14 protein-coding genes and 1 riboswitch are annotated in these 17524 nt (G+C 67.5%); of the genes, 6 read left to right on the top strand and 8 right to left on the bottom strand.

Annotated features, from left to right (window positions below; genetic code table 11):
* Positions 1-96: 96 nt before the first annotated feature.
* The 7 genes from AC3FNH_RS04920 to xdhA form a co-directional block, all read right to left on the bottom strand.
* Positions 97-672, bottom strand: a complete 576-nt coding sequence (locus AC3FNH_RS04920; RefSeq protein ID WP_488719237.1) for a TMEM165/GDT1 family protein — start codon at positions 670-672, stop codon at positions 97-99.
* A 30-nt stretch (positions 673-702) separates the two neighbouring features.
* A riboswitch (yybP-ykoY riboswitch) is annotated at positions 703-927 on the bottom strand.
* 51 nt (positions 928-978) lie between these two features.
* A complete protein-coding gene (locus AC3FNH_RS04915; protein ID WP_276097978.1) occupies positions 979-2121 on the bottom strand; it encodes a fatty acid desaturase in 1143 nt (380 codons plus the stop codon).
* A gap of 171 nt (positions 2122-2292) precedes the next feature.
* Positions 2293-3615, bottom strand: coding sequence for a guanine deaminase (gene guaD, locus AC3FNH_RS04910; RefSeq protein WP_488719236.1), 1323 nt, complete (start codon positions 3613-3615; stop codon positions 2293-2295).
* Between the two features lie 62 nt (positions 3616-3677).
* Positions 3678-4733 carry an adenosine deaminase gene (locus AC3FNH_RS04905; protein ID WP_276097976.1) on the bottom strand — a complete coding sequence of 352 codons (1056 nt, stop codon included), beginning with the start codon at positions 4731-4733 and terminating at the stop codon, positions 3678-3680.
* Between the two features lie 20 nt (positions 4734-4753).
* Positions 4754-5746 (bottom strand): xanthine dehydrogenase accessory protein XdhC, encoded by a 993-nt coding sequence (gene xdhC, locus AC3FNH_RS04900; RefSeq protein ID WP_488719257.1) that lies wholly within the window; start codon positions 5744-5746, stop codon positions 4754-4756.
* Between the two features lie 165 nt (positions 5747-5911).
* The gene (gene xdhB, locus AC3FNH_RS04895) at positions 5912-8284 is read right to left on the bottom strand and encodes a xanthine dehydrogenase molybdopterin binding subunit (RefSeq protein ID WP_488719235.1); all 2373 of its coding nucleotides are present in this window, start codon (positions 8282-8284) and stop codon (positions 5912-5914) included.
* A gap of 12 nt (positions 8285-8296) precedes the next feature.
* Positions 8297-9799: a xanthine dehydrogenase small subunit gene (xdhA, locus tag AC3FNH_RS04890; RefSeq protein WP_488719234.1), complete on the bottom strand. Its 1503-nt coding sequence runs from the start codon at positions 9797-9799 to the stop codon at positions 8297-8299.
* 209 nt (positions 9800-10008) lie between these two features.
* Between xdhA and AC3FNH_RS04885 the strand changes: the two genes are divergently transcribed.
* Positions 10009-10956: a LysR substrate-binding domain-containing protein gene (locus AC3FNH_RS04885; RefSeq protein WP_276097973.1), complete on the top strand. Its 948-nt coding sequence runs from the start codon at positions 10009-10011 to the stop codon at positions 10954-10956.
* A gap of 56 nt (positions 10957-11012) precedes the next feature.
* Here the strand turns inward: AC3FNH_RS04885 and AC3FNH_RS04880 are convergent, their stop codons facing one another.
* Positions 11013-11792 carry an ABC transporter substrate-binding protein gene (locus tag AC3FNH_RS04880; RefSeq protein ID WP_488719256.1) on the bottom strand — a complete coding sequence of 260 codons (780 nt, stop codon included), beginning with the start codon at positions 11790-11792 and terminating at the stop codon, positions 11013-11015.
* A 196-nt stretch (positions 11793-11988) separates the two neighbouring features.
* Here AC3FNH_RS04880 and AC3FNH_RS04875 point away from each other — a divergent pair, with 196 nt between their 5' ends.
* The 5 genes from AC3FNH_RS04875 to AC3FNH_RS04855 all read left to right on the top strand — a co-directional run bounded on the left by AC3FNH_RS04875 (position 11989) and on the right by AC3FNH_RS04855 (position 17501).
* Positions 11989-13086 carry a substrate-binding domain-containing protein gene (locus AC3FNH_RS04875; protein ID WP_488719233.1) on the top strand — a complete coding sequence of 366 codons (1098 nt, stop codon included), beginning with the start codon at positions 11989-11991 and terminating at the stop codon, positions 13084-13086.
* A gap of 94 nt (positions 13087-13180) precedes the next feature.
* Positions 13181-13783, top strand: coding sequence for a DUF4126 domain-containing protein (locus AC3FNH_RS04870; RefSeq protein WP_488719232.1), 603 nt, complete (start codon positions 13181-13183; stop codon positions 13781-13783).
* 117 nt (positions 13784-13900) lie between these two features.
* On the top strand, positions 13901-16405 hold the full coding sequence (locus AC3FNH_RS04865; protein ID WP_488719231.1) for an ABC transporter permease: 2505 nt from the start codon (positions 13901-13903) through the stop codon (positions 16403-16405).
* Between the two features lie 36 nt (positions 16406-16441).
* On the top strand, positions 16442-16861 hold the full coding sequence (locus AC3FNH_RS04860; protein WP_488719230.1) for a group II truncated hemoglobin: 420 nt from the start codon (positions 16442-16444) through the stop codon (positions 16859-16861).
* 34 nt (positions 16862-16895) lie between these two features.
* Positions 16896-17501 carry a DUF924 family protein gene (locus AC3FNH_RS04855; protein ID WP_276097968.1) on the top strand — a complete coding sequence of 202 codons (606 nt, stop codon included), beginning with the start codon at positions 16896-16898 and terminating at the stop codon, positions 17499-17501.
* Positions 17502-17524 lie beyond the last annotated feature (23 nt).

The following is a 17524-nucleotide window of genomic DNA, read 5'->3' as shown; positions in this document are numbered from 1 at the left end:
GTACAACCTCTTGAGCTGCGCCCTGGGCAGAACTCGCGATTATCCCACACCGCCGGGCGCGTGTAGCCGGCGCGCCCATGATGGCGCTTGCGAAGGTCAGCCGCCGATATTCAGCAGCGCCAGCACGCCCAGCACCAGGAAGATGCAGGCGGCGATCTTGTGCACGAGGCCGATCGGCATCTTGTTGGCGAACTTGTCGCCGAGCAGCACGGCCGGCGCATTGGCCAGCATCATGCCGAAGGTGGTGCCGGCGACCACGGCCAGGACCGCGCCGTTGAAGCGGGCGGCCAGCGCAACAGTGGCGATCTGGGTCTTGTCGCCCATCTCGGCAAAGAAGAACGCGACGATGGTGGTGGCCAGGATGCCGAGCGCGTCCTTGACGGGTTTGGCTTCCTCTTCGTCGTCGAACTTGTCGGGGATCAGCATCCAGCCGGCCATGGCGATGAAGCCCAGGCCCAGGATCCAGCGCAGCAGCGTGTCGCCGAGCACATGCGTGATCCATCCGCCCAGTGCGCCGGCAAAGCCGTGATTGACGACGGTGGCGATCAGGATGCCAAGGATGATGGGAAGGGGCTTGCGATAGCGTGCGGCCAGGACGAGCGAGAGCAACTGCGTCTTGTCGCCCATTTCGGCGAGCGCGACGATGCCTGTGGAGACGAGGAAGGCTTCCATGTTGTTGTGTGAGTAACCCGGGCCGCATGCATCGCGAGATGCCAATGACGCACACCTTTCCCGGCCCGGCCAGAAAGGTATGGTCATCGGTCTCGCCAGGCCTTGGATCGGGCTGGGCCTGATGGCCAGCCGGGTCCGGAGCTGCGCACGCCATAACCGCAAGCGGTCAAGTCTGTTGACGTACGCCCCTGTCTGCCGGATTCCGCATTGCGCGGCGCGTTCAGAGCAGGGCGGCTACTCCCCAATGGAAGCCGCGATTATAGCGGCGCCGGCGGTGAGCGTCCACCGCCGGGAAAACGTGCCTTGTCAGGCCGGCACCGGCGACTGCTCGCTGGTGCGGCGGCCGCGGAAGTCGGTCCAGCACAGGGCCTTGAAGTCGTACAACTTGCAGCGGCGCGCGGTGTCGAAATACCAGCGCCACGAGAAGTTCTCGATGATGATGCGGCCCGGCAGCGCGTGTTCCAGCAGCGCCTGGGCGCGCTTCAGGCGGTACAGCGGCACGCTCATGTCCACGTGGTGCGCCGTGTGCTCCATGATGTGGTGCAGCGCCGAGCCGATGCCATGGCGGAAACGCAGGTGGACGGTGGTCGAGACGAAGGGCTGGGCCTTGGCCCACATGCTCTTGGTGTCGTACCACGCCACGCTGGTATGGGTGTGGTGCACGTACAGCACGAAGCCGACCGTCAGGTTCCAGACCAGGAACGGCAGTACGAAACCGGCACCGACCATGATCCAGGCCGATTGCCCGGTCGCCAGTGCGGCCCACACCAGCGCGCCGATCCACGCGACGCCAAAGGCGGCCACCAGCGCGCAGTCGGCCATGAAGATGGGCCGGCGCGTGGCCATCTGGCGCTTGCTCGGGAAGAACAGCTTGAACCACCAGATCTCGATCAGGTAGTACAGTCCGGCGCCGAAGCCGTTGCGGTAGATGCGCTCCATCACCCGGCGCCAGCGCGGCAGTGCCTGGAATTCCTCGAGCGAATAGGGCGCCCAGACGAAGTCGAAGCCCTTCAGGTTGGTGTAGCCGTGGTGCACGACGTTATGGCCGACTTCCCACAGGCTGTAGGGCGTCAGCGACGGCAGGAAGGTCAGGCGGCCCAGCCACTTGTTCAGGCCGCGGCGCGGCGTCAGGCTCTGGTGGCAGGCGTCGTGCCCGATGATGAACAGCCGGGCGATGATCAGGCCGGCCAGCACACCCAGGCCGAGCTTGGCCGCCCAGTGCGGGGCCAGCACAATGCCGGCCAGCGTGGCCGCGAACAGCAGGTAGTCGAAGGCGAATAGCATCAGCGCGCGCGGCGTGCTGCGCTGGCCCAGCGGGATCAGCCAGCCGCGGATGATCTTTCGCGAGGGCAGCGGCTGGTCGGGGGCAATCGGTTCGGGAAACGGCTGGTCGGCACGGGCCGGTGCTTCAAACGTTACCTCGGGATGCGTGGCAGCGGTGGTGGTCATGGAAACCTTCAGGTTGCAGGCGTTGCTGAAGGCCTGATTTGGCCGGCAACGGAACCGTAAAGGTTAGAGGGCTTCGCCGCTCCGAGTCTTGACCCCCGTCAATTCATGCCGGAGCGCTCGCGGGTAATAACGACCTGCGGCCGCGCGGTACGGCCGCAGGTAGATCAGTCATCACATGACCGTCGCCTGCACCGCCTCGCCCATCACATAGACGCTATCGATCACGCGGTCGTCGCCGAGCATGGCAAAGGCGAACAGCTGCTCTTCCAGCGATTCGGAGCGGCCGCTGCGGCGTGCAATCAGCGGCGTGGCTTGCGGATCCAGCACGACGAAGTCGGCCTCGCAGCCCTCGCTGAAGCTGCCGATGCGGTCGGACCAGCCCAGGGCCTCGGCCGCGGCGCGCGTGGCCAGGTAGAACATGCGCAGCGCCGTCAGGTGGTAGCCGCCCATGCGCGCGACCTTGTGCGCGGCGTTCATGGTGCGGAACATCGAGAACGAGGTGCCGCCGCCGACGTCGGTCGCCAGCGTCACGTTCAGGCGGTTGGCGTCGGACTGGTGGAAGTCGTAGAAGCCGCTGCCGAGGAACAGGTTCGAGGTCGGGCAGTGCGCGACCGCGGCGCCGCTGTCGGCCAGGCGCCGGCGGTCATCCTGGTCCAGGTAGATCGCGTGGCCGTAGAACGCGCCCGGGCGCAGCAGCCCGTAGCGGTCGTACACGTCCAGGTAGCTGCGCGCGTCCGGGAACAGCTCGGCCACCCACTTCACCTCGTCGCGGTTCTCGGCCACGTGGGTCTGGATGAACGCGTCCGGATAGGCCCTGGCCAGCTCGCCGCACGCGGCAAGCTGCGCTTCGGTCGAGGTCGGCGCGAAACGCGGCGTGATGGCGTAGGCCAGGCGGCTCTTGTTATGCCAGCGCGACAGCAGGTCGGCCGAATCGCGCGCGCCGGTTTCGGCAGTGTCGCGCAGGAATTCGGGGCAGTTGCGGTCCATCATCACCTTGCCGGTGATCATGCGCAGGTTGCGCTGCTCGCTCTCGGCAAACAGCGCCTCGGCCGAGGCCTTGTGCACGGTGCTCCAGACCACCGCGCTGGTGGTGCCATTGCGCAGCAGCTCATCGGTGAAGAAGCCGGCCACCGCGCGCGCGTATTCGGGCTCGGCAAAGCGGCGTTCCTCGGGGAAGGTGTAGGTGTCCAGCCAGTGCAGCAGGCCCGGCGACGGCGACGCGATGATGTCGGTCTGCGGGTAGTGCACGTGGGTGTCGATAAAGCCCGGCACGATCAGCTTGCCGCGGTGGTCCACCACCTCGGCGCCGGCCGGGATGCGCGAAGCGAGCGCGGTGTAGTCGCCGGCCGCGACGATGCGGCCAGCCGTGACGATCAGCAGACCATCCTCCCAATACTGATAGGCGTCCTCATGGAACTGCGGGTCGCGCAGGAAATGCAGCACGCGGCCGCGGATCGCGCGGGTAATGGACGGGGTCGGGGGAGTGGTCGTCATGGTCTGTCTCTCGGGACCGGCCCGCGCAAGCGCGCAGGGCCGGGCATAGGTATGCGCCGCGCTCAGGCCGCAGGGGCCGTGGCGGGCGGGGAAGTGGGCGTTGCCGACCAGAAGTGGTCGACTTCCGCCAGGAACTCGGCTTTCTGCACCGGGGGCAGGAAGGCCGCTTCAAAACTGTTGCGCGCGAGCTGGTGGGCATCGGCGGCATCGAGCGGCAGCGCCTCGAACGTGGCTTCCCAGTTGGCGTTCATGTAGCCGCCGAAGTAGGCCGGGTCGTCCGAGTGCAGCGTGATCATGACGCCGGCATCGAGCATGCGCTTGAGCGGATGCTCGCGCAGGTCCGGGTGCACCTTGAGCTTCTGGTTCGACAGCGGACATACCGTCAGCGCCACGCGCTCGCGCGCCAGGCGCTCGATCAGCGCGGCATCGTCGATCGAACGCACGCCGTGGTCGATGCGTTCGACCTTGAGGATGTCGAGCGCGTCGCTGACATACTGCGCGGGGCCTTCCTCGCCGGCATGGGCCACGAGGTGCAGGCCGAGTTCGCGGGCACGCGCGAACACGCGCGCGAATTTCTCGGGCGGGTTGCCTTGTTCCGAAGAATCGAGCCCGACGCCGACGAAGCGGTCACGGTACGGCAGCGCGGCTTCCAGCGTCGCGAATGCGTCCTCCTCCGGCAGATGCCGCAGGAAGCAGAGGATCATGCTGCTCGAGAAATCGTATTCGGTGCGCGCCTGGGCCAGCGCGTCGGCGATGCCGTCGATCACGGTGCCGATCGGCACGCCGCGCGCGGTATGGGTCTGCGGATCGAAGAAGATCTCGGCATGGCGGACGTTGTCGGCGACGGCGCGCTTGACGTAGTCCATGGTCATGTCGAAGAAATCTTCCTCCGTCAGCAGCACGCTGGCGCCGGCGTAGTAGATATCCAGGAACGATTGCAGGTCGGTGAATGCATACGCCGCGCGCAGGGCCTCGACGCTCGGGTAGGGCAGGGTCACGTGGTTGCGCTGGGCCAGCCGGAAGATCAGCTCGGGTTCGAGCGTGCCTTCGATATGCACGTGCAGTTCAGCCTTGGGGGTACGGCGGATCTTGTCCGCCAGCGCGGCATCGATGGTCATGGGGGGCCTCGGTCTTGTGGTTACGGATGCACCGTCTCCCCGTGGCTCGCGTGCAGCGCGGCGAGGCGCTGGTCGCGGACCTGCAGCAACTGGGCGACGATGGCTACCGCAATCATAGCCGGAGCCTTGTCTGTGATCCCCGATACCCCCATCGGGCAAGTCATTTCCGGGAAGCGTGCCGGGTCGACGCCATGGTCCGCAAGCCGGTGTTCGAAGCGAGCGCGCTTGGTCTTGGACCCGATCAGCCCGAAGTACGCGAAGTCCGTGCGCCGGAAGATCTCCTCGCACAGGGTCTGGTCCAGCGCGTGGCTGTGCGTCATGACCAGGAAATAGCTGCCCGCGGGCGCCTGTGCCACCACGGCTTCGGGCGTGTCGCTGGCCTCGGCCTCGACGTTGTCGGGCAGGCCGGCCGGGAACAGTGTGTCGCGCTCGTCGACCCAGTGCACGCAGCAGGGCAGGTTGGCTAGGACTTTCACCAGGGCATGGCCGACATGGCCCGCGCCGAACAGCACGACGTGCATTTCGTCGGGCACCAGGGTGTCGGTCCATGAGCCGTCGGCTTCCAGTGTGACGGCCGGCACGACCGCACGGGCTTGCGCAAAGGTCACGGCACCATGGGCCGGCACCGAGCGCTGCAATGGCTTGCCCGCGGCAAAAGCGGCCTCCACGGCATCCAGCCAGTGCAGGTCATCCTTGCCGAGGACTTCGAAAGCCAGTTGCACGACGCCGCCGCAGCATTGGCCCAGCGCCGGGCCCAGCGGAATGCGCTCGATGCGGCGCTGCTCCTTGCCTTCATCGAGCATGGCACGCGCGATATCCATGCCGCGCCATTCGAGATGCCCGCCGCCGATGGTCCCGACCAGGTCGTTGGCGCTGACCAGCATGCGGATGCCTGGCTCGCGCGGCGCGGAGCCCTTGACTTCGACGATGGTGACCATTGCCACCGGCACGCCGGTGCGCACCATGCGCGCGGCATCGGCGAAGCGGAAGGGTTTGAGCGGTGCATCCTGCATGTCGGGGGCCTTTGGTCGGTGACGCCGGCTCATGCCGGTCTCGTTGTCAATCGTGCTGTCGGTTGGCTGCCTGGGGGTGGCGCGCGCCTGCGCGAGCGGCCGGCCCCTGGCCCGTCGGCGGGCGGGCAAGGGGGGAAAGTCCGGCGGGCCCGGCAGGCGCGCGCGTCAGGCCGGCTGTGCGGCGCGTTCGGGCATAGCCCGTACCTCGCGTACCGCTTCCACGGCGTCCAGGATGGCTTCGCTGGTGGCCGGCGCGCGCAGCGGCGGGTTGACCTGGTAGTCACCCACGGCCGCGATCGCGTCGCGGATCGCGAAGAACACCGAGAACGGCAGTAGCAGCGGCGGTTCGCCCACAGCCTTGGAGCGGTGGATGCTGTCTTCCACGTTCCGGTTCTGGAACAGGCGCACGTTGAATTCTTCCGGGCAGTCGTTGATGGTCGGGATCTTGTAGGTGGACGGGGCATGCGTCATCAGCTTGCCGTCCTGGTTCCACCACAGTTCCTCGGTCGTCAGCCAGCCCATGCCCTGGATGAAGGCGCCCTCCACCTGGCCGATGTCGATGGCCGGGTTCAGCGACTTGCCCGCATCGTGCAGGGCGTCGGCGCGCAGCAGCTTCCATTCGCCGGTCAGCGTGTCCACCAGCACCTCGGAGCAGGCCGCACCGTAAGCGTAGTAATAGAACGGCCGGCCATGCAGCTTTTTCTGGTCCCAGTGCAGCTTGGGCGTGGTGTAGAAACCGTCGGACCACAGCTGCACGCGCGCCAAATAGGCTTCGCGGGCGAGGTCGCCGAAGGACGCGCGCAGTTCGCCGGCGATGACCAGATCGTCGTTGAAGCGCACGGTATCGACCTCGACACCCGCCTTGCGGGCGATGAACGCAGCCAGGCGCTCGCGGATCTGGCGCGCGGCGTCCTGCGCGGCCTTGCCGTTCAGGTCGGCGCCCGTCGACGCGGCGGTGGCCGAGGTATTGGCCACCTTGCTGGTGTCGGTCGCGGTCACGCGCACGCGCTCCAGGCGGATGCCCAGTTCATGCGCCACCACCATCGCCACCTTGGTGTTCAGGCCCTGGCCCATTTCGGTGCCGCCGTGGTTCACCAGCACCGAGCCGTCGTTGTACACGTGCACGAGCGCGCCGGCCTGGTTGTAGTGGGCCACGTTGAACGAGATGCCGAACTTCACCGGCGTGATCGCGATGCCCTTCTTCAGGACCGGGCTGGCCGCGTTGAACGCACGCGTGGCCGCGCGGCGCGCGCGGTATTCGCTGGTCGCCACCAGTTCGTCGATCAGTTCGTGGATGACGTTGTCTTCCACGGTCTGCCCATACGGCGTGACATTGCGCTCGGTCTTGCCGTAGAAGTTGGCGCGGCGCACGTCCAGCGAGTCCTTGCCGACATTGCGCGCCACGTTGTCGAGGATGTACTCGATCGCGAACGCGCCCTGCGGGCCGCCGAAGCCGCGGAACGCGGTATTGCTCTGCGTGTTGGTCTTGCCGCAGTAGCCGTCGATCTGCACGTTCGGCAGCCAGTAGGCGTTGTCGAAGTGGCAGATCGCGCGGGTCATCACCGGGCCGGACAGGTCGGCCGAGAAGCCGGCGCGCGACACCATGTCGATCTTTACGCCTTCGATGCGGCCTTCCGTGTCGTGGCCGACCTCGTAGTCGAACACGAAGTCATGGCGCTTGCCGGTGATCATCATGTCGTCGTCGCGGTCCGGACGCAGTTTGACCGGGCACATCAGCTTCCACGCCGCCAGCGATGCGCAGCAAGCGAACATGGCCGATTGCGATTCCTTGCCGCCGAAGCCGCCGCCCATGCGGCGGCATTCCACCAGCACCTGGTGCGCATGCCAGCCCAGCATGTGGGCCACGGCGTGCTGCATCTCGGTCGGGTGCTGGGTCGAGCACCACACATGCATGCCGTCGTTTTCGCGCGGCGCGGCGTAGGCGATCTGGCCTTCCAGGTAGAACTGCTCCTGGCCGCCCAGGCGGATATTGCCGGCGTCGCGCTGCGCGGCAGCGGCGATATGCTGAACCGGCTCGCCGCGGGTCAGGTGCATCGGCGGCAGCACGTAGCTGCCCGCCGCGTGCGCGGCCTCGGGCGACAGCACCGGGGGCAGGTCTTCATATTCGATGACGCCGAGCCTTGCCGCGCGGCGCGCCGCATCGTGCGACGTCGCCACCACCACGAAGATCGGCTGGCCGATGAACTGCACCACGTCGCGTGCCAGGATCGGATCGTCGTGGATGATCGGGCCGCAGTCGTTGACGCCGGGAATGTCGTCCACGGTCAGCACGTCCACCACGCCCGGCGCCGCGCGCACCTTGTCGAGCGAAATCGACCTGATGCGGGCATGGGCGCGGCTGCTCATGCCGAGCGCCGCGTGCAGCGTGCCGGCCAGCTCGGGAATGTCGTCGGTATAGGTGGCGGTGCCCGCCACGTGCAGGTGCGCCGATTCGTGCGGGCGCGAGATGCCGACCTGCGGCACGGTCTCGTCGGCCACGCTGGCGTCGAGCAGGAAGGGTTCGGTTTGCTTGTTCATGCCGATCTTTCCTCAGGCCGTGACGGTTGCGGTGGCGCCGGCGCCGATCGCGCGGACGTTGACGGCGGATGCGGGCAGCGCATCGGCGCGCGTCTCCAGCCAGAAGCGGTACAGCAGGTTGGCGGCACCGCGTGTGCGGTACGAGGCGGTCGAACGCATGTCGGTCAGCGGCGTGAAGTCCTGAGAAAGGGCGGCCATGCCGGCGCGCACGGCGGCCTCGTTCCACGGCTGGCCGGTCAGCGCGGCTTCGGTGGCCGCGCCGCGCTTGGGCGTGGCGGCCATGCCGCCGAACGCAACGCGCGCCTGCGTGATCACACCTTGCTCGACCGTGATGCCGAACGCGGCGCACACGGCGGAAATATCCTCGTCAAAGCGTTTGGACAGCTTGTAGGTCCTGAAGTGCTGGGGTCCCTTGACCGGCACACGCAGCGCGGCGACGAACTCGCCCTCGGCCATGGCCGTCTTCTGGTAAGCCAGGTAGAGGTCTTCGAGCGGCAGCGTACGGCGCGTCTCGCCGCGTTGCAGTACCACTTCGGCACCCAGCGCGATCAGGGCCGGCATGGAGTCGCCGATCGGCGAGCCGTTGGCGATATTGCCGCCGAGCGTGCCGGCATTGCGGATCGGCAGCGAGGCGAAGCGCTTCCACATTTCTTCGAGCTCGGGGTGCGCGGCGGTCAGCGCCGCATAGGCCTTCTCCAGCGTCACGCCGGCGCCGATCTCGATCATGCCGTCGCACTCCGTGACGGACTGCAGGTCTTCCACCTGGCCGATATAGAGCAGGTTGCCTAGCTCGCGGAACTGCTTGGTCACCCACAAGCCCACGTCGGTGCTGCCCGCCAGGATGCGGATGCCCGGTTCGGCAGCCTTGATCGCGCCGAACTCCGCCGCGGTGCGCGGGGCGTAGAAGTTCTGTCCCTGGGCGCTGTAGCGGAAGGTCTCGCCGCGTTTCAGGCTGCGCAGCTTGTCGGCGATCTGCTTCGGGTCGAGCTTGCTCGCGTGCGGCGCGGGCAGGGCCATCATGCGCTCGCCGGCGTCGATGATCGGGCGGTAGCCGGTGCAGCGGCACAGGTTGCCGGTCAGCGCGTCGCAGATGGTCTGGCGCGGCGGGGCTTCGCCGCCCGGGGTGTGCTGCTGGTACAGCGCCCACAGCGACATGACGAAGCCGGGCGTGCAGAAGCCGCATTGCGAACCGTGGCATTCGACCATGGCTTCCTGCACCGGGTGCAGGGTGCCGTCGGCCTGGCGCAGGTCCTCGACGGTGATCAGCGCCTTGCCGTCGAGCGTGGGCAGGAACTGGATGCAGGCGTTGACGGCCTTGAATTCGACATCGCCGCCGTCCTGCAGCTCGCCGATCACGACGGTGCAGGCGCCGCAGTCGCCTTCGGCGCAGCCTTCTTTGGTGCCGGTGCAGCGCACGTCCTCGCGCAGGTACTGCAGCACGGTGCGGGTAACGGGGGCGTCGGATACTTCCCTGACCTGGCCGCGATGGAAAAAGCGGATGGTTTGCGTCTCCATGGTCTTTATCTCGTTCTGTGATGGCGGAAACATAGCATCGGTGCAATTCATGCAATATTCGGCCCAGGTGATATGCCCCATCAGAAAGCCCATCCATCGGCCCTCCCACGCCCGGATTGACCGATGGCGGGTTGCCTGACATACACTATGCGCCGTTCCCTTCCCCCACGCCAGCCTCCCGGCCAAGCCCCGGCAGCACCCCTATCGCCATGCACGGACGCGACCATCTCGATACCTATTTGCTGCGGGTGCTCCACACCCTGCTGACCGAGCAGAGCGTGACCCGCACGGCCGTGCGCCTGGGCCAGTCGCAGCCGGCCATCAGCAATACGCTCAAGCGCCTGCGCGAGATCACCGGCGACGCCATTTTGGTGCGGGGCAAAAGCGGCATGGTGCCGACCGAGCGCGGGCGCGAACTGCTGGAGCTGGCCGAACAGAGCCTGGCGGCGATGGACCGCATCGCACGGCCGCCGCAGCAGTTCGACCCGGCCACCACCACCCGTACCTTCCACCTGGGCGCGCCGGACTACCTGGACGCCTTCTTCCTGCCCAACATCGTCGAGCGCATGCGCCGGCTGGCCCCTGGCGCCAAGCTGTTCGTGCACCCCATGACCTCGTCGGGCGACTTCCTTGAAGACCTGGAGCAGGGCCAGCTGGACATCGTCGTCGGCAACTGGCTGTCGCCGCCGGAGCACCTGCATATCTCGCCGCTGTTCGACGACGAGGTGGTCTGCATGCTGGGCGCCCAGCATCCGCTGGCGCGCAAGGGGCTGACGCTCAAGCACTACCTGGAGATGCCTCACCTGGCACCCGCGCCCTATGCGTCGATGCAGCGCAGCATGATCGACCAGGCGCTGGCCGAACAGGGGTACAAACGCAATATCCAGGTGACGCTGCCGTATTTCGGGCTGGTGCCATATGTGCTGATGAAGACCGACATGGTGTTCACCACCGGCCGCCAGTTTGCTGCGCACTATGCGCAGTACCTGCCGATCCGCATGGTGCCGTCGCCGGTCACGTTCCCGCGCATGCGCTTCTACCAGCTCTGGCATGAGCGCTGCCACGCGGCGCCTGACGTCATGTGGATGCGCAGGATGATTGCCGAAGTCGCCGCCGACCTGCCACAGCTGCCGAGGCTGGAGGCGGAGGCGGGCTGAAACGGGTAAGGGCAGCGCCGGGCTGCCCGTGATCCGCAGTCGTGGCGTTGACCAGCTTACTTGCTGGCTTGGGTAGCCTTGTAGTCCGGGAAGAACAGCTGCTCGCCCTCGACCTTGTAGCCGGCGATAGCCTGCTGGCCTTCCGGCGAGGTAATCCACTCCACCAGCTTCATCGCGTCGGTGTAGTTGGTCCCCGGGTGCCTGGCCGGGTTGACCGCGATGATGCCGTACGGATTGAACATTTTCGGGTCGCCCTGCACGGCGATGGCCAGCCCCGTCTTGGCGCGGTAGGCGCCATAGGTGGCGCGGTCCGACAGCGTATAGGCCGGCATCTGCGCGGCCATGGTGAGCACCTCGCCCATGCCCAGGCCTGCATTGACATACCAGGGCTGGCCCTTCGGCTCGATGCCGAGCTGCTTCCAGTAGTCCTTCTCCATGACGTCGGTGCCGGAGTTGTCGCCGCGCGAGATGAACTTGCTGCCGCTGCCTGCGAGCTTACGGAAGCCCGCCAGTACGTCCTTGCCCCCCTTGATGCCCGCCGGATCGCTGGCCGGACCCACCACGATGAAGTCGTTGTACATGACGTCGCGGCGGTTGACGCCGTAGCCGCCCGACACGAACTTGTCTTCCATCTTGCGGGCGTGCATGAGCAGCACGTCCACGTCGCCCATCTCGCCCATTTTCATGGCCTTGCCCGAGCCCACGGCGATGACCTTGACGTTCACGCCGGTCTTCTGCTCGAACTTGGGCAGCAGGTACTTGAGCAGCCCCGAGTTTTCCGTGCTGGTCGTGGTGGCAAGTTTCAGTTCGCCCGCCTGCGCAGCGGAGAGCGCCATCAGGCAGGCGATGCCGGCTACGACGGGGAGCTTGCGGAAGACGGTCCGTAACAAGTGGAGTCCCTCTAGTTATGTTTCAAGAAACATAATTGCCACGCCAAGACGGGTCGTGGAGAATGCGGAAAACTATACGAAAAGCGGGGTGAACCATTGTCATCGACGCACATTCAAGATGTAAATATGCAAGGCGGAACATATGACATTCCGTTTTGACCTGTTCCCTGTGATTGCCGCGGACGACAACCCGCGAGCCAATGGCAAGGTATTCCAACTGCTCAAGGCCGTGCGCGAGACCGGTTCGCTGCACCGCGCGGCGCGCGAGATCGGCCTGTCCTACCGTCATGCCTGGGGCGTGATGCGCACATGGGAGGCCATGCTCGGCCGCTCCGTGCTCGACATGGAGCGCGGCCGCGGGGCGTCGCTGACACGCTTTGGCGAACGCCTGCTGCGTGCGGAAATGCGCCTGCGCGAGACCCTCGACCCGGCCATGCAGCGCGCCATGGCGGAGTTCATTGCCGAGCTCGATGACGCGGCCCAGCCCCAGACCAGCGTGCATTTTTCCGGCAGCCACGACCCCGCCATCGAAGTGCTTGCCGGCGCCCTCAAGGCCCAGACGTCGGGACTCCAGCTCGATACCGTGTTCTGCGGCAGCGTGGAAGGGCTGATCTGCCTGCAGGAACGGCAGTCGGAGCTGGCCGGTTTCTATGTTTCGCCGGTGCAGACCGCGGGGTCCGTTGCGCACCTGACCCTGCGCAAGTGGCTACGGCCCGCATCGGTGCGCCTGCTGCGCCTCGCGTGGCGCGAGCAGGGCCTGATCGTGGCGCCGGGCATGGCTGGCGAAATCCATGACCTGCGTGACCTGGTGCGCACCCAGGCGCGTTTCGTCAACCGGCAGCGCAGTTCCGGCACGCGTATGCTGTTCGACCAGCTCCTGGCAACCCAGGGACTCTATCCGGACCAGATCGCCGGCTACGACGAACCTGAATTCAGCAACGAAAAGGTGGCGGAAGCCGTCCATGCGGGGCGGGCGCAGGTCGGTTTCGGGCTGCGCATGAATGCCGAGGCCCTGGGCCTGGGCTTCGTGCCGCTCACGCGGGAGGCGTACTACCTGGCACTGCGCAAGAACGACCAGACCGCGGGCTGGATGTCAGGCCTGCTGGCATTGCTGGCGGACCCCGCATTCGCGCGCCGCATCGAGGCGTTGCCGGGATACGCCATGGCCGAGCCCGCCGGCATCCTGACGCCCCAGGAAGCGTTGCCGTGGTACGGGGCGGACGGCAAGGAGGGCACCTGAAACGCTGGCGGCGCCGGCCCGATTGCCGGCACGGCGTTCGCGCTACACTCCTTGCAAGGCCCGGACCATCCTTCCCGCCATCCCAAGGAGCCCTATGCTGGAAACCGCCGCGCTGGCCGCAGGCATGTCCTGGGCCAGCGGCTTTCGCCTCTACCTGGCCGTCCTGACCGCCGGCGTGCTGTCGCGCCTCGGCTGGCTGCACCTGCCGCCCGGGCTGCACGCGCTGGAGTCCTGGTGGGTGATCGGCGTGGCGGCGGTGCTCGCGCTCGCGGAGTTCATCGCCGACAAGGTCCCGGGTTTCGATTCGGCGTGGGACGCCATCCATACCTTCGTGCGCATTCCCGCCGGCGCCATCCTGGCCGCGGCGGCATTCGGCCAGATGGATCCGCAGTGGATGGTCGCGGCCGGGCTGATCGGCGGGACCCTCGCCGGCACGGCCCATGTCGCCAAGGCCGGCACGCGCGCGCTGATCAATGTCTCGCCGGAACCGTTCTCCAATTGGCTGGCCTCATTCACTGAGGACGTCACGGCGACCGGAAGCCTGCTGCTGGCTTTTTTCCTGCCGGTGCTGTTCCTGGTCCTGCTGGCTGTCTTCCTGCTGATTGCCGTCTGGCTGCTGCCCAGGCTATGGCGTGGCGTGCGTCGGCTCCATGCCAGCTTGCGCAACCGCCCGGAGCCGCCCGCAAGACGAACCTGACCACCACGACTAATGCCAACCGAGCCCGCTGCCGCGCCCGATACTGCCGTTTCCCGACCTGCTGCATTCCATGCGCCGCCGGGACGCCGATTCTCCGCCTGGCGCCAGGCCTTGCGCATGGCCCGGCGCGACTGGCTGGCCGGCGAACTGACCCTGCTGCTGTTCGCGCTGGTGCTGGCGGTCGCCGCGCTGACCAGCGTCGGCTTCCTCTCCGACCGCATGCGCCTGGGGCTCGAGCGCGATGCGCGGCAGATGATCGCGGCGGACGTGCTGCTGGTGTCGGACCACCCGTTCGATGCCGCGTTCTCCAGCCATGCAGCCGAAAACGGGTTGGCCGTGGCGCATACCGTGACCTTCCCGAGCATGGCGACCGCACGCCGGGCCGATGTCCCGGCTGGCGCCGAAGCGCCGAGCCAGCTCGCCGCGCTCAAGGCGGTCAGCCCCGGCTATCCGCTGCGCGGCAAGCTGAAGGTCGCGGCCACGCCGGGCGGCCCGGAACAGGCCGCCGAGGGCATTCCGGCTCCCGGCACGGTCTGGGTGGACGAGGCGCTGCTGGGCGCGCTGGGGCTGCGCGTGGGCGATGCCCTGCAGCTTGGCAGCCGCACGTTCCGCATCGACCGCATCGTCACGCAGGAACTCGATCGCGGCGCGGGCTTCATGAATTTCGCGCCGCGCGTGCTGATGCCGCTGTCGGACCTCGACAGCACCGGCCTGATCGGCTGGGGCAGCCGCGTGAGCTACCGCCTGCTGGCCGCGGGCCCGGACGCCGCGGGCCGTGCCTACCAGCGCTGGGCCGCTGGCGAGATCGACCGCCTCAAGCTGCGCAACACGCGTGTGGAATCGCTCGAATCGGGACAGCCGCAGATGCGCGCCACGCTGGACCGGGCCGAGCGCTTCCTGTCGCTGGTCGCGGTGCTGTCGTCGATGATCGCCGCGGTGGCGATCGCCATGTCGGCGCGCCGCTATATGCAGCGGCACACCGATGCGTGTGCGGTCTACAAGTGCATGGGGCTGTCGCGCCGGCAGATCCTGGCGGCCTTCGGCATCGAATTCCTGCTGCTCGGCGCGGGCGGCGCCATGGTGGGCGTGGTGCTGGGCTATCTGGCGCACTACGGGCTGCTGCTGTCGCTGGGCGGGCTGCTGCAGGTATCGCTGCCGCAGCCGTCGTTGTTGCCGGCGATGGTGGGCGTGCTGGCCGGGCTCGTGCTGCTGGCGGGCTTTGCCCTGCCGCCTCTGCTTGCCCTGACGCGCATAGCGCCGCTGCGCGTGCTGCGCCGTGATATCGGGCCGCCGCCGGTGTCGGCCTGGGCGGCCTACGCGCTGGGCCTGGGCGCCTTCGTCGCGCTGCTGCTGGTGGCGGCGCGCGACCTGCGCCTCGGCCTGACGACTGCTGGCGGGTTTGCCGCGGCCGGTGCCGTGTTCGCACTACTGGCACTGGGGCTGCTGACATTGCTGTCGCGCGCGCTGCGCGGCCGGCTGTCCGGCCGGTCCGCCGTGGGCTGGCGCTTCGCGCTGGCCGTGCTGGAGCGGCGCCGCGGCGTGACTGTGCTGCAGACCGTGGCCCTGGCGGTGGGCCTGATGGCGCTGCTGTTGCTTGGCATGACGCGCAACGACCTGATCGATTCCTGGCGCAACGCGACGCCGGCCGATGCGCCCAACCGCTTCATCATCAACATCCAGCCGGACCAGCGCGAACCGCTGCGCGGCATGCTGGCCGCGGCGGGCATCCATGACCTGCTGTATCCGATGGTGCGCGGCCGCCTCACGCAGATCGGCCAGCGTCCGATCCGTGCGGACAGCTACGCCGAAGGGCGCGCGCGCAACCTGGTGGAGCGCGAGTTCAACCTGTCCTATACCGACGCGCTGCCCGAAGGTAACCAGGTGGTGGCCGGGCACTGGCTCAATGGTTCCGGCGCGGGCGCCTCGGTCGAGGAGGGCATCGCCAAGACGCTCGGCATCCGGCTTGGCGATACCTTGCGCTTTGACGTCGCCGGCCAGACTGTTCAGGCGCCCGTGACGTCGCTGCGCAAGCTCGACTGGGGATCGATGCGCGTCAATTTCTTTGTGATCCTGCCGCCGGCCGCCATGCAGGGTTTGCCCGAGACCTACATCACCGCCTTCCATCTGCCGGCCGCGAGCGCGGCGCTCGGCAACCGGCTGATCGCGGCGTTTCCCAACATCACCGTGGTCAATACCGACCTGATCCTGCGGCAGATCCAGGCAGTGCTGGACCAGGTCATCGCCGCGGTGGAATTCCTCTTTGTATTCACGCTGGCAGCGGGTATCACGGTGCTGTACGCGGCACTATCCGGCGCGCGCGACGAGCGCATGCGCGATGCCGGCCTGCTCAAGGCGCTGGGAGCGTCAGCCGCGCAGGTCAGGCAGACGCAGTACGCGGAGTTCCTGGTGGTTGGCGGGCTCGCGGGCTTGCTGGCCAGCCTGGGCGCGATCGCGGTCGGCTGGGGGCTGTCCCAGCACGTCTTCGACTTCCCGTACCGCTTCAATCCGTGGATCGTGCCGACCGGCGTGGTTTCTGGCATGCTGTGCGCTTTTGCGGGCGGCTGGCTGGGCCTGCGCGATGTGCTGCGCCAGCCGGCGCTGGCGACCTTGCGTGACGCGTGATGCCCTGGCGCCCCTGCGCTGTTTGCGAGTACCTGAATGACCACCGAACCCGAATCCACCGGCAAGGCCGGCACCGAAGTCACCGCCTTCGACCTGATCGGCGGCGAAGCGCGCGTGCGCGAACTGGTGGACCGCTTCTACGACCTGATGGACCTGGAACCCGAGTTCGCCGGCCTGCGCGCGCTGCACCCGTCGTCGCTGGACGGATCGCGCGACAAGCTGTTCTGGTTCCTGTGCGGCTGGCTGGGCGGTCCCAACCATTTCATCGAGCGCTTTGGCCATCCGCGCCTGCGCGCGCGCCATATGCCGTTCGAGATCGGCATCAGCGAGCGCGACCAGTGGATGCGCTGCATGGCGCTGGCGATGCAGGACGTCGGCCTGTCGGAGGACCTGCAGATGCGCCTGATGCAGGCCCTGTTCCAGACCGCCGACTGGATGCGCAACGTGGCCCGCTGAAGCGGCCCGGATCTTTTCGAGAAAGGGTAGGACGATGCAAGACAAGTTGCCCGAAGCCGCCCACGAACTGCTGGAGTTCTGGTTCGGCCACCATGGCTCGCCCGTCTGGAACACGGAACGGCGCGAATGGTTCACCAAGTCCGCGGCGTTCGACGACGTGATCCGCTCGCGCTTCCTGACGCTGTGGGAGACGGCGCACTCCGGCGATCCCGATGACGGCGAGGACTGGTGCGCCACGCATGAAGGCGCCTGCGCCCGCGTGGTGCTGCTGGACCAGTTCCCGCGCAACCTGTTCCGCAACGACCCGCGCAGCTTCGCGACCGACGCCCAGGCACTGGCGCTGGCACGGCGGATCGTCGAAGGCGGCATGGACCGCGAACTGCCGACCGGCTACCACCGCATGTTCTGCTACCTGCCGTTCGAGCACTCGGAGTCGCTGCAAGACCAGGACGAGAGCGTCAGGCTGACGACGCAGCTGCGCGAGGACACCGCCGGGAAGGTGGATGTCGTGGACTGGGCGGAAAAGCACCGCGCGGTGATCGCGCGCTTCGGTCGTTTTCCGCACCGGAATGCCATCCTGGGCCGGCAGAGCACGCCGGAGGAACTGGCCTTCCTGAAGGAGCCGGGCTCGACGTTCTGAGCGTCGCGGCTTGCCCGGCCCCG

The sequence above is a fragment of the Cupriavidus sp. 22TCCZM01-5 genome (genome assembly GCF_057798915.1).
The sequence above is the reverse complement of the archived record's forward strand: the minus strand, read 5'-3'. Positions and strand labels throughout refer to the sequence as shown.

Bases quoted from the DNA above. Each gene is read 5' to 3' on its own strand.
- AC3FNH_RS04920 (WP_488719237.1), bottom strand. From the start codon at position 672: ATGGAAGCCTTCCTCGTCTCCACAGGCATCGTCGCGCTCGCCGAAATG.
- AC3FNH_RS04915 (WP_276097978.1), bottom strand. From the start codon at position 2,121: ATGACCACCACCGCTGCCACGCATCCCGAGGTAACGTTTGAAGCACCG.
- guaD (WP_488719236.1), bottom strand. From the start codon at position 3,615: ATGACGACCACTCCCCCGACCCCGTCCATTACCCGCGCGATCCGCGGC.
- AC3FNH_RS04905 (WP_276097976.1), bottom strand. From the start codon at position 4,733: ATGACCATCGATGCCGCGCTGGCGGACAAGATCCGCCGTACCCCCAAG.
- xdhC (WP_488719257.1), bottom strand. From the start codon at position 5,746: ATGCAGGATGCACCGCTCAAACCCTTCCGCTTCGCCGATGCCGCGCGC.
- xdhB (WP_488719235.1), bottom strand. From the start codon at position 8,284: ATGAACAAGCAAACCGAACCCTTCCTGCTCGACGCCAGCGTGGCCGAC.
- xdhA (WP_488719234.1), bottom strand. From the start codon at position 9,799: ATGGAGACGCAAACCATCCGCTTTTTCCATCGCGGCCAGGTCAGGGAA.
- AC3FNH_RS04885 (WP_276097973.1), top strand. From the start codon at position 10,009: ATGCACGGACGCGACCATCTCGATACCTATTTGCTGCGGGTGCTCCAC.
- AC3FNH_RS04880 (WP_488719256.1), bottom strand. From the start codon at position 11,792: ATGGCGCTCTCCGCTGCGCAGGCGGGCGAACTGAAACTTGCCACCACG.
- AC3FNH_RS04875 (WP_488719233.1), top strand. From the start codon at position 11,989: ATGACATTCCGTTTTGACCTGTTCCCTGTGATTGCCGCGGACGACAAC.
- AC3FNH_RS04870 (WP_488719232.1), top strand. From the start codon at position 13,181: ATGCTGGAAACCGCCGCGCTGGCCGCAGGCATGTCCTGGGCCAGCGGC.
- AC3FNH_RS04865 (WP_488719231.1), top strand. From the start codon at position 13,901: ATGGCCCGGCGCGACTGGCTGGCCGGCGAACTGACCCTGCTGCTGTTC.
- AC3FNH_RS04860 (WP_488719230.1), top strand. From the start codon at position 16,442: ATGACCACCGAACCCGAATCCACCGGCAAGGCCGGCACCGAAGTCACC.
- AC3FNH_RS04855 (WP_276097968.1), top strand. From the start codon at position 16,896: ATGCAAGACAAGTTGCCCGAAGCCGCCCACGAACTGCTGGAGTTCTGG.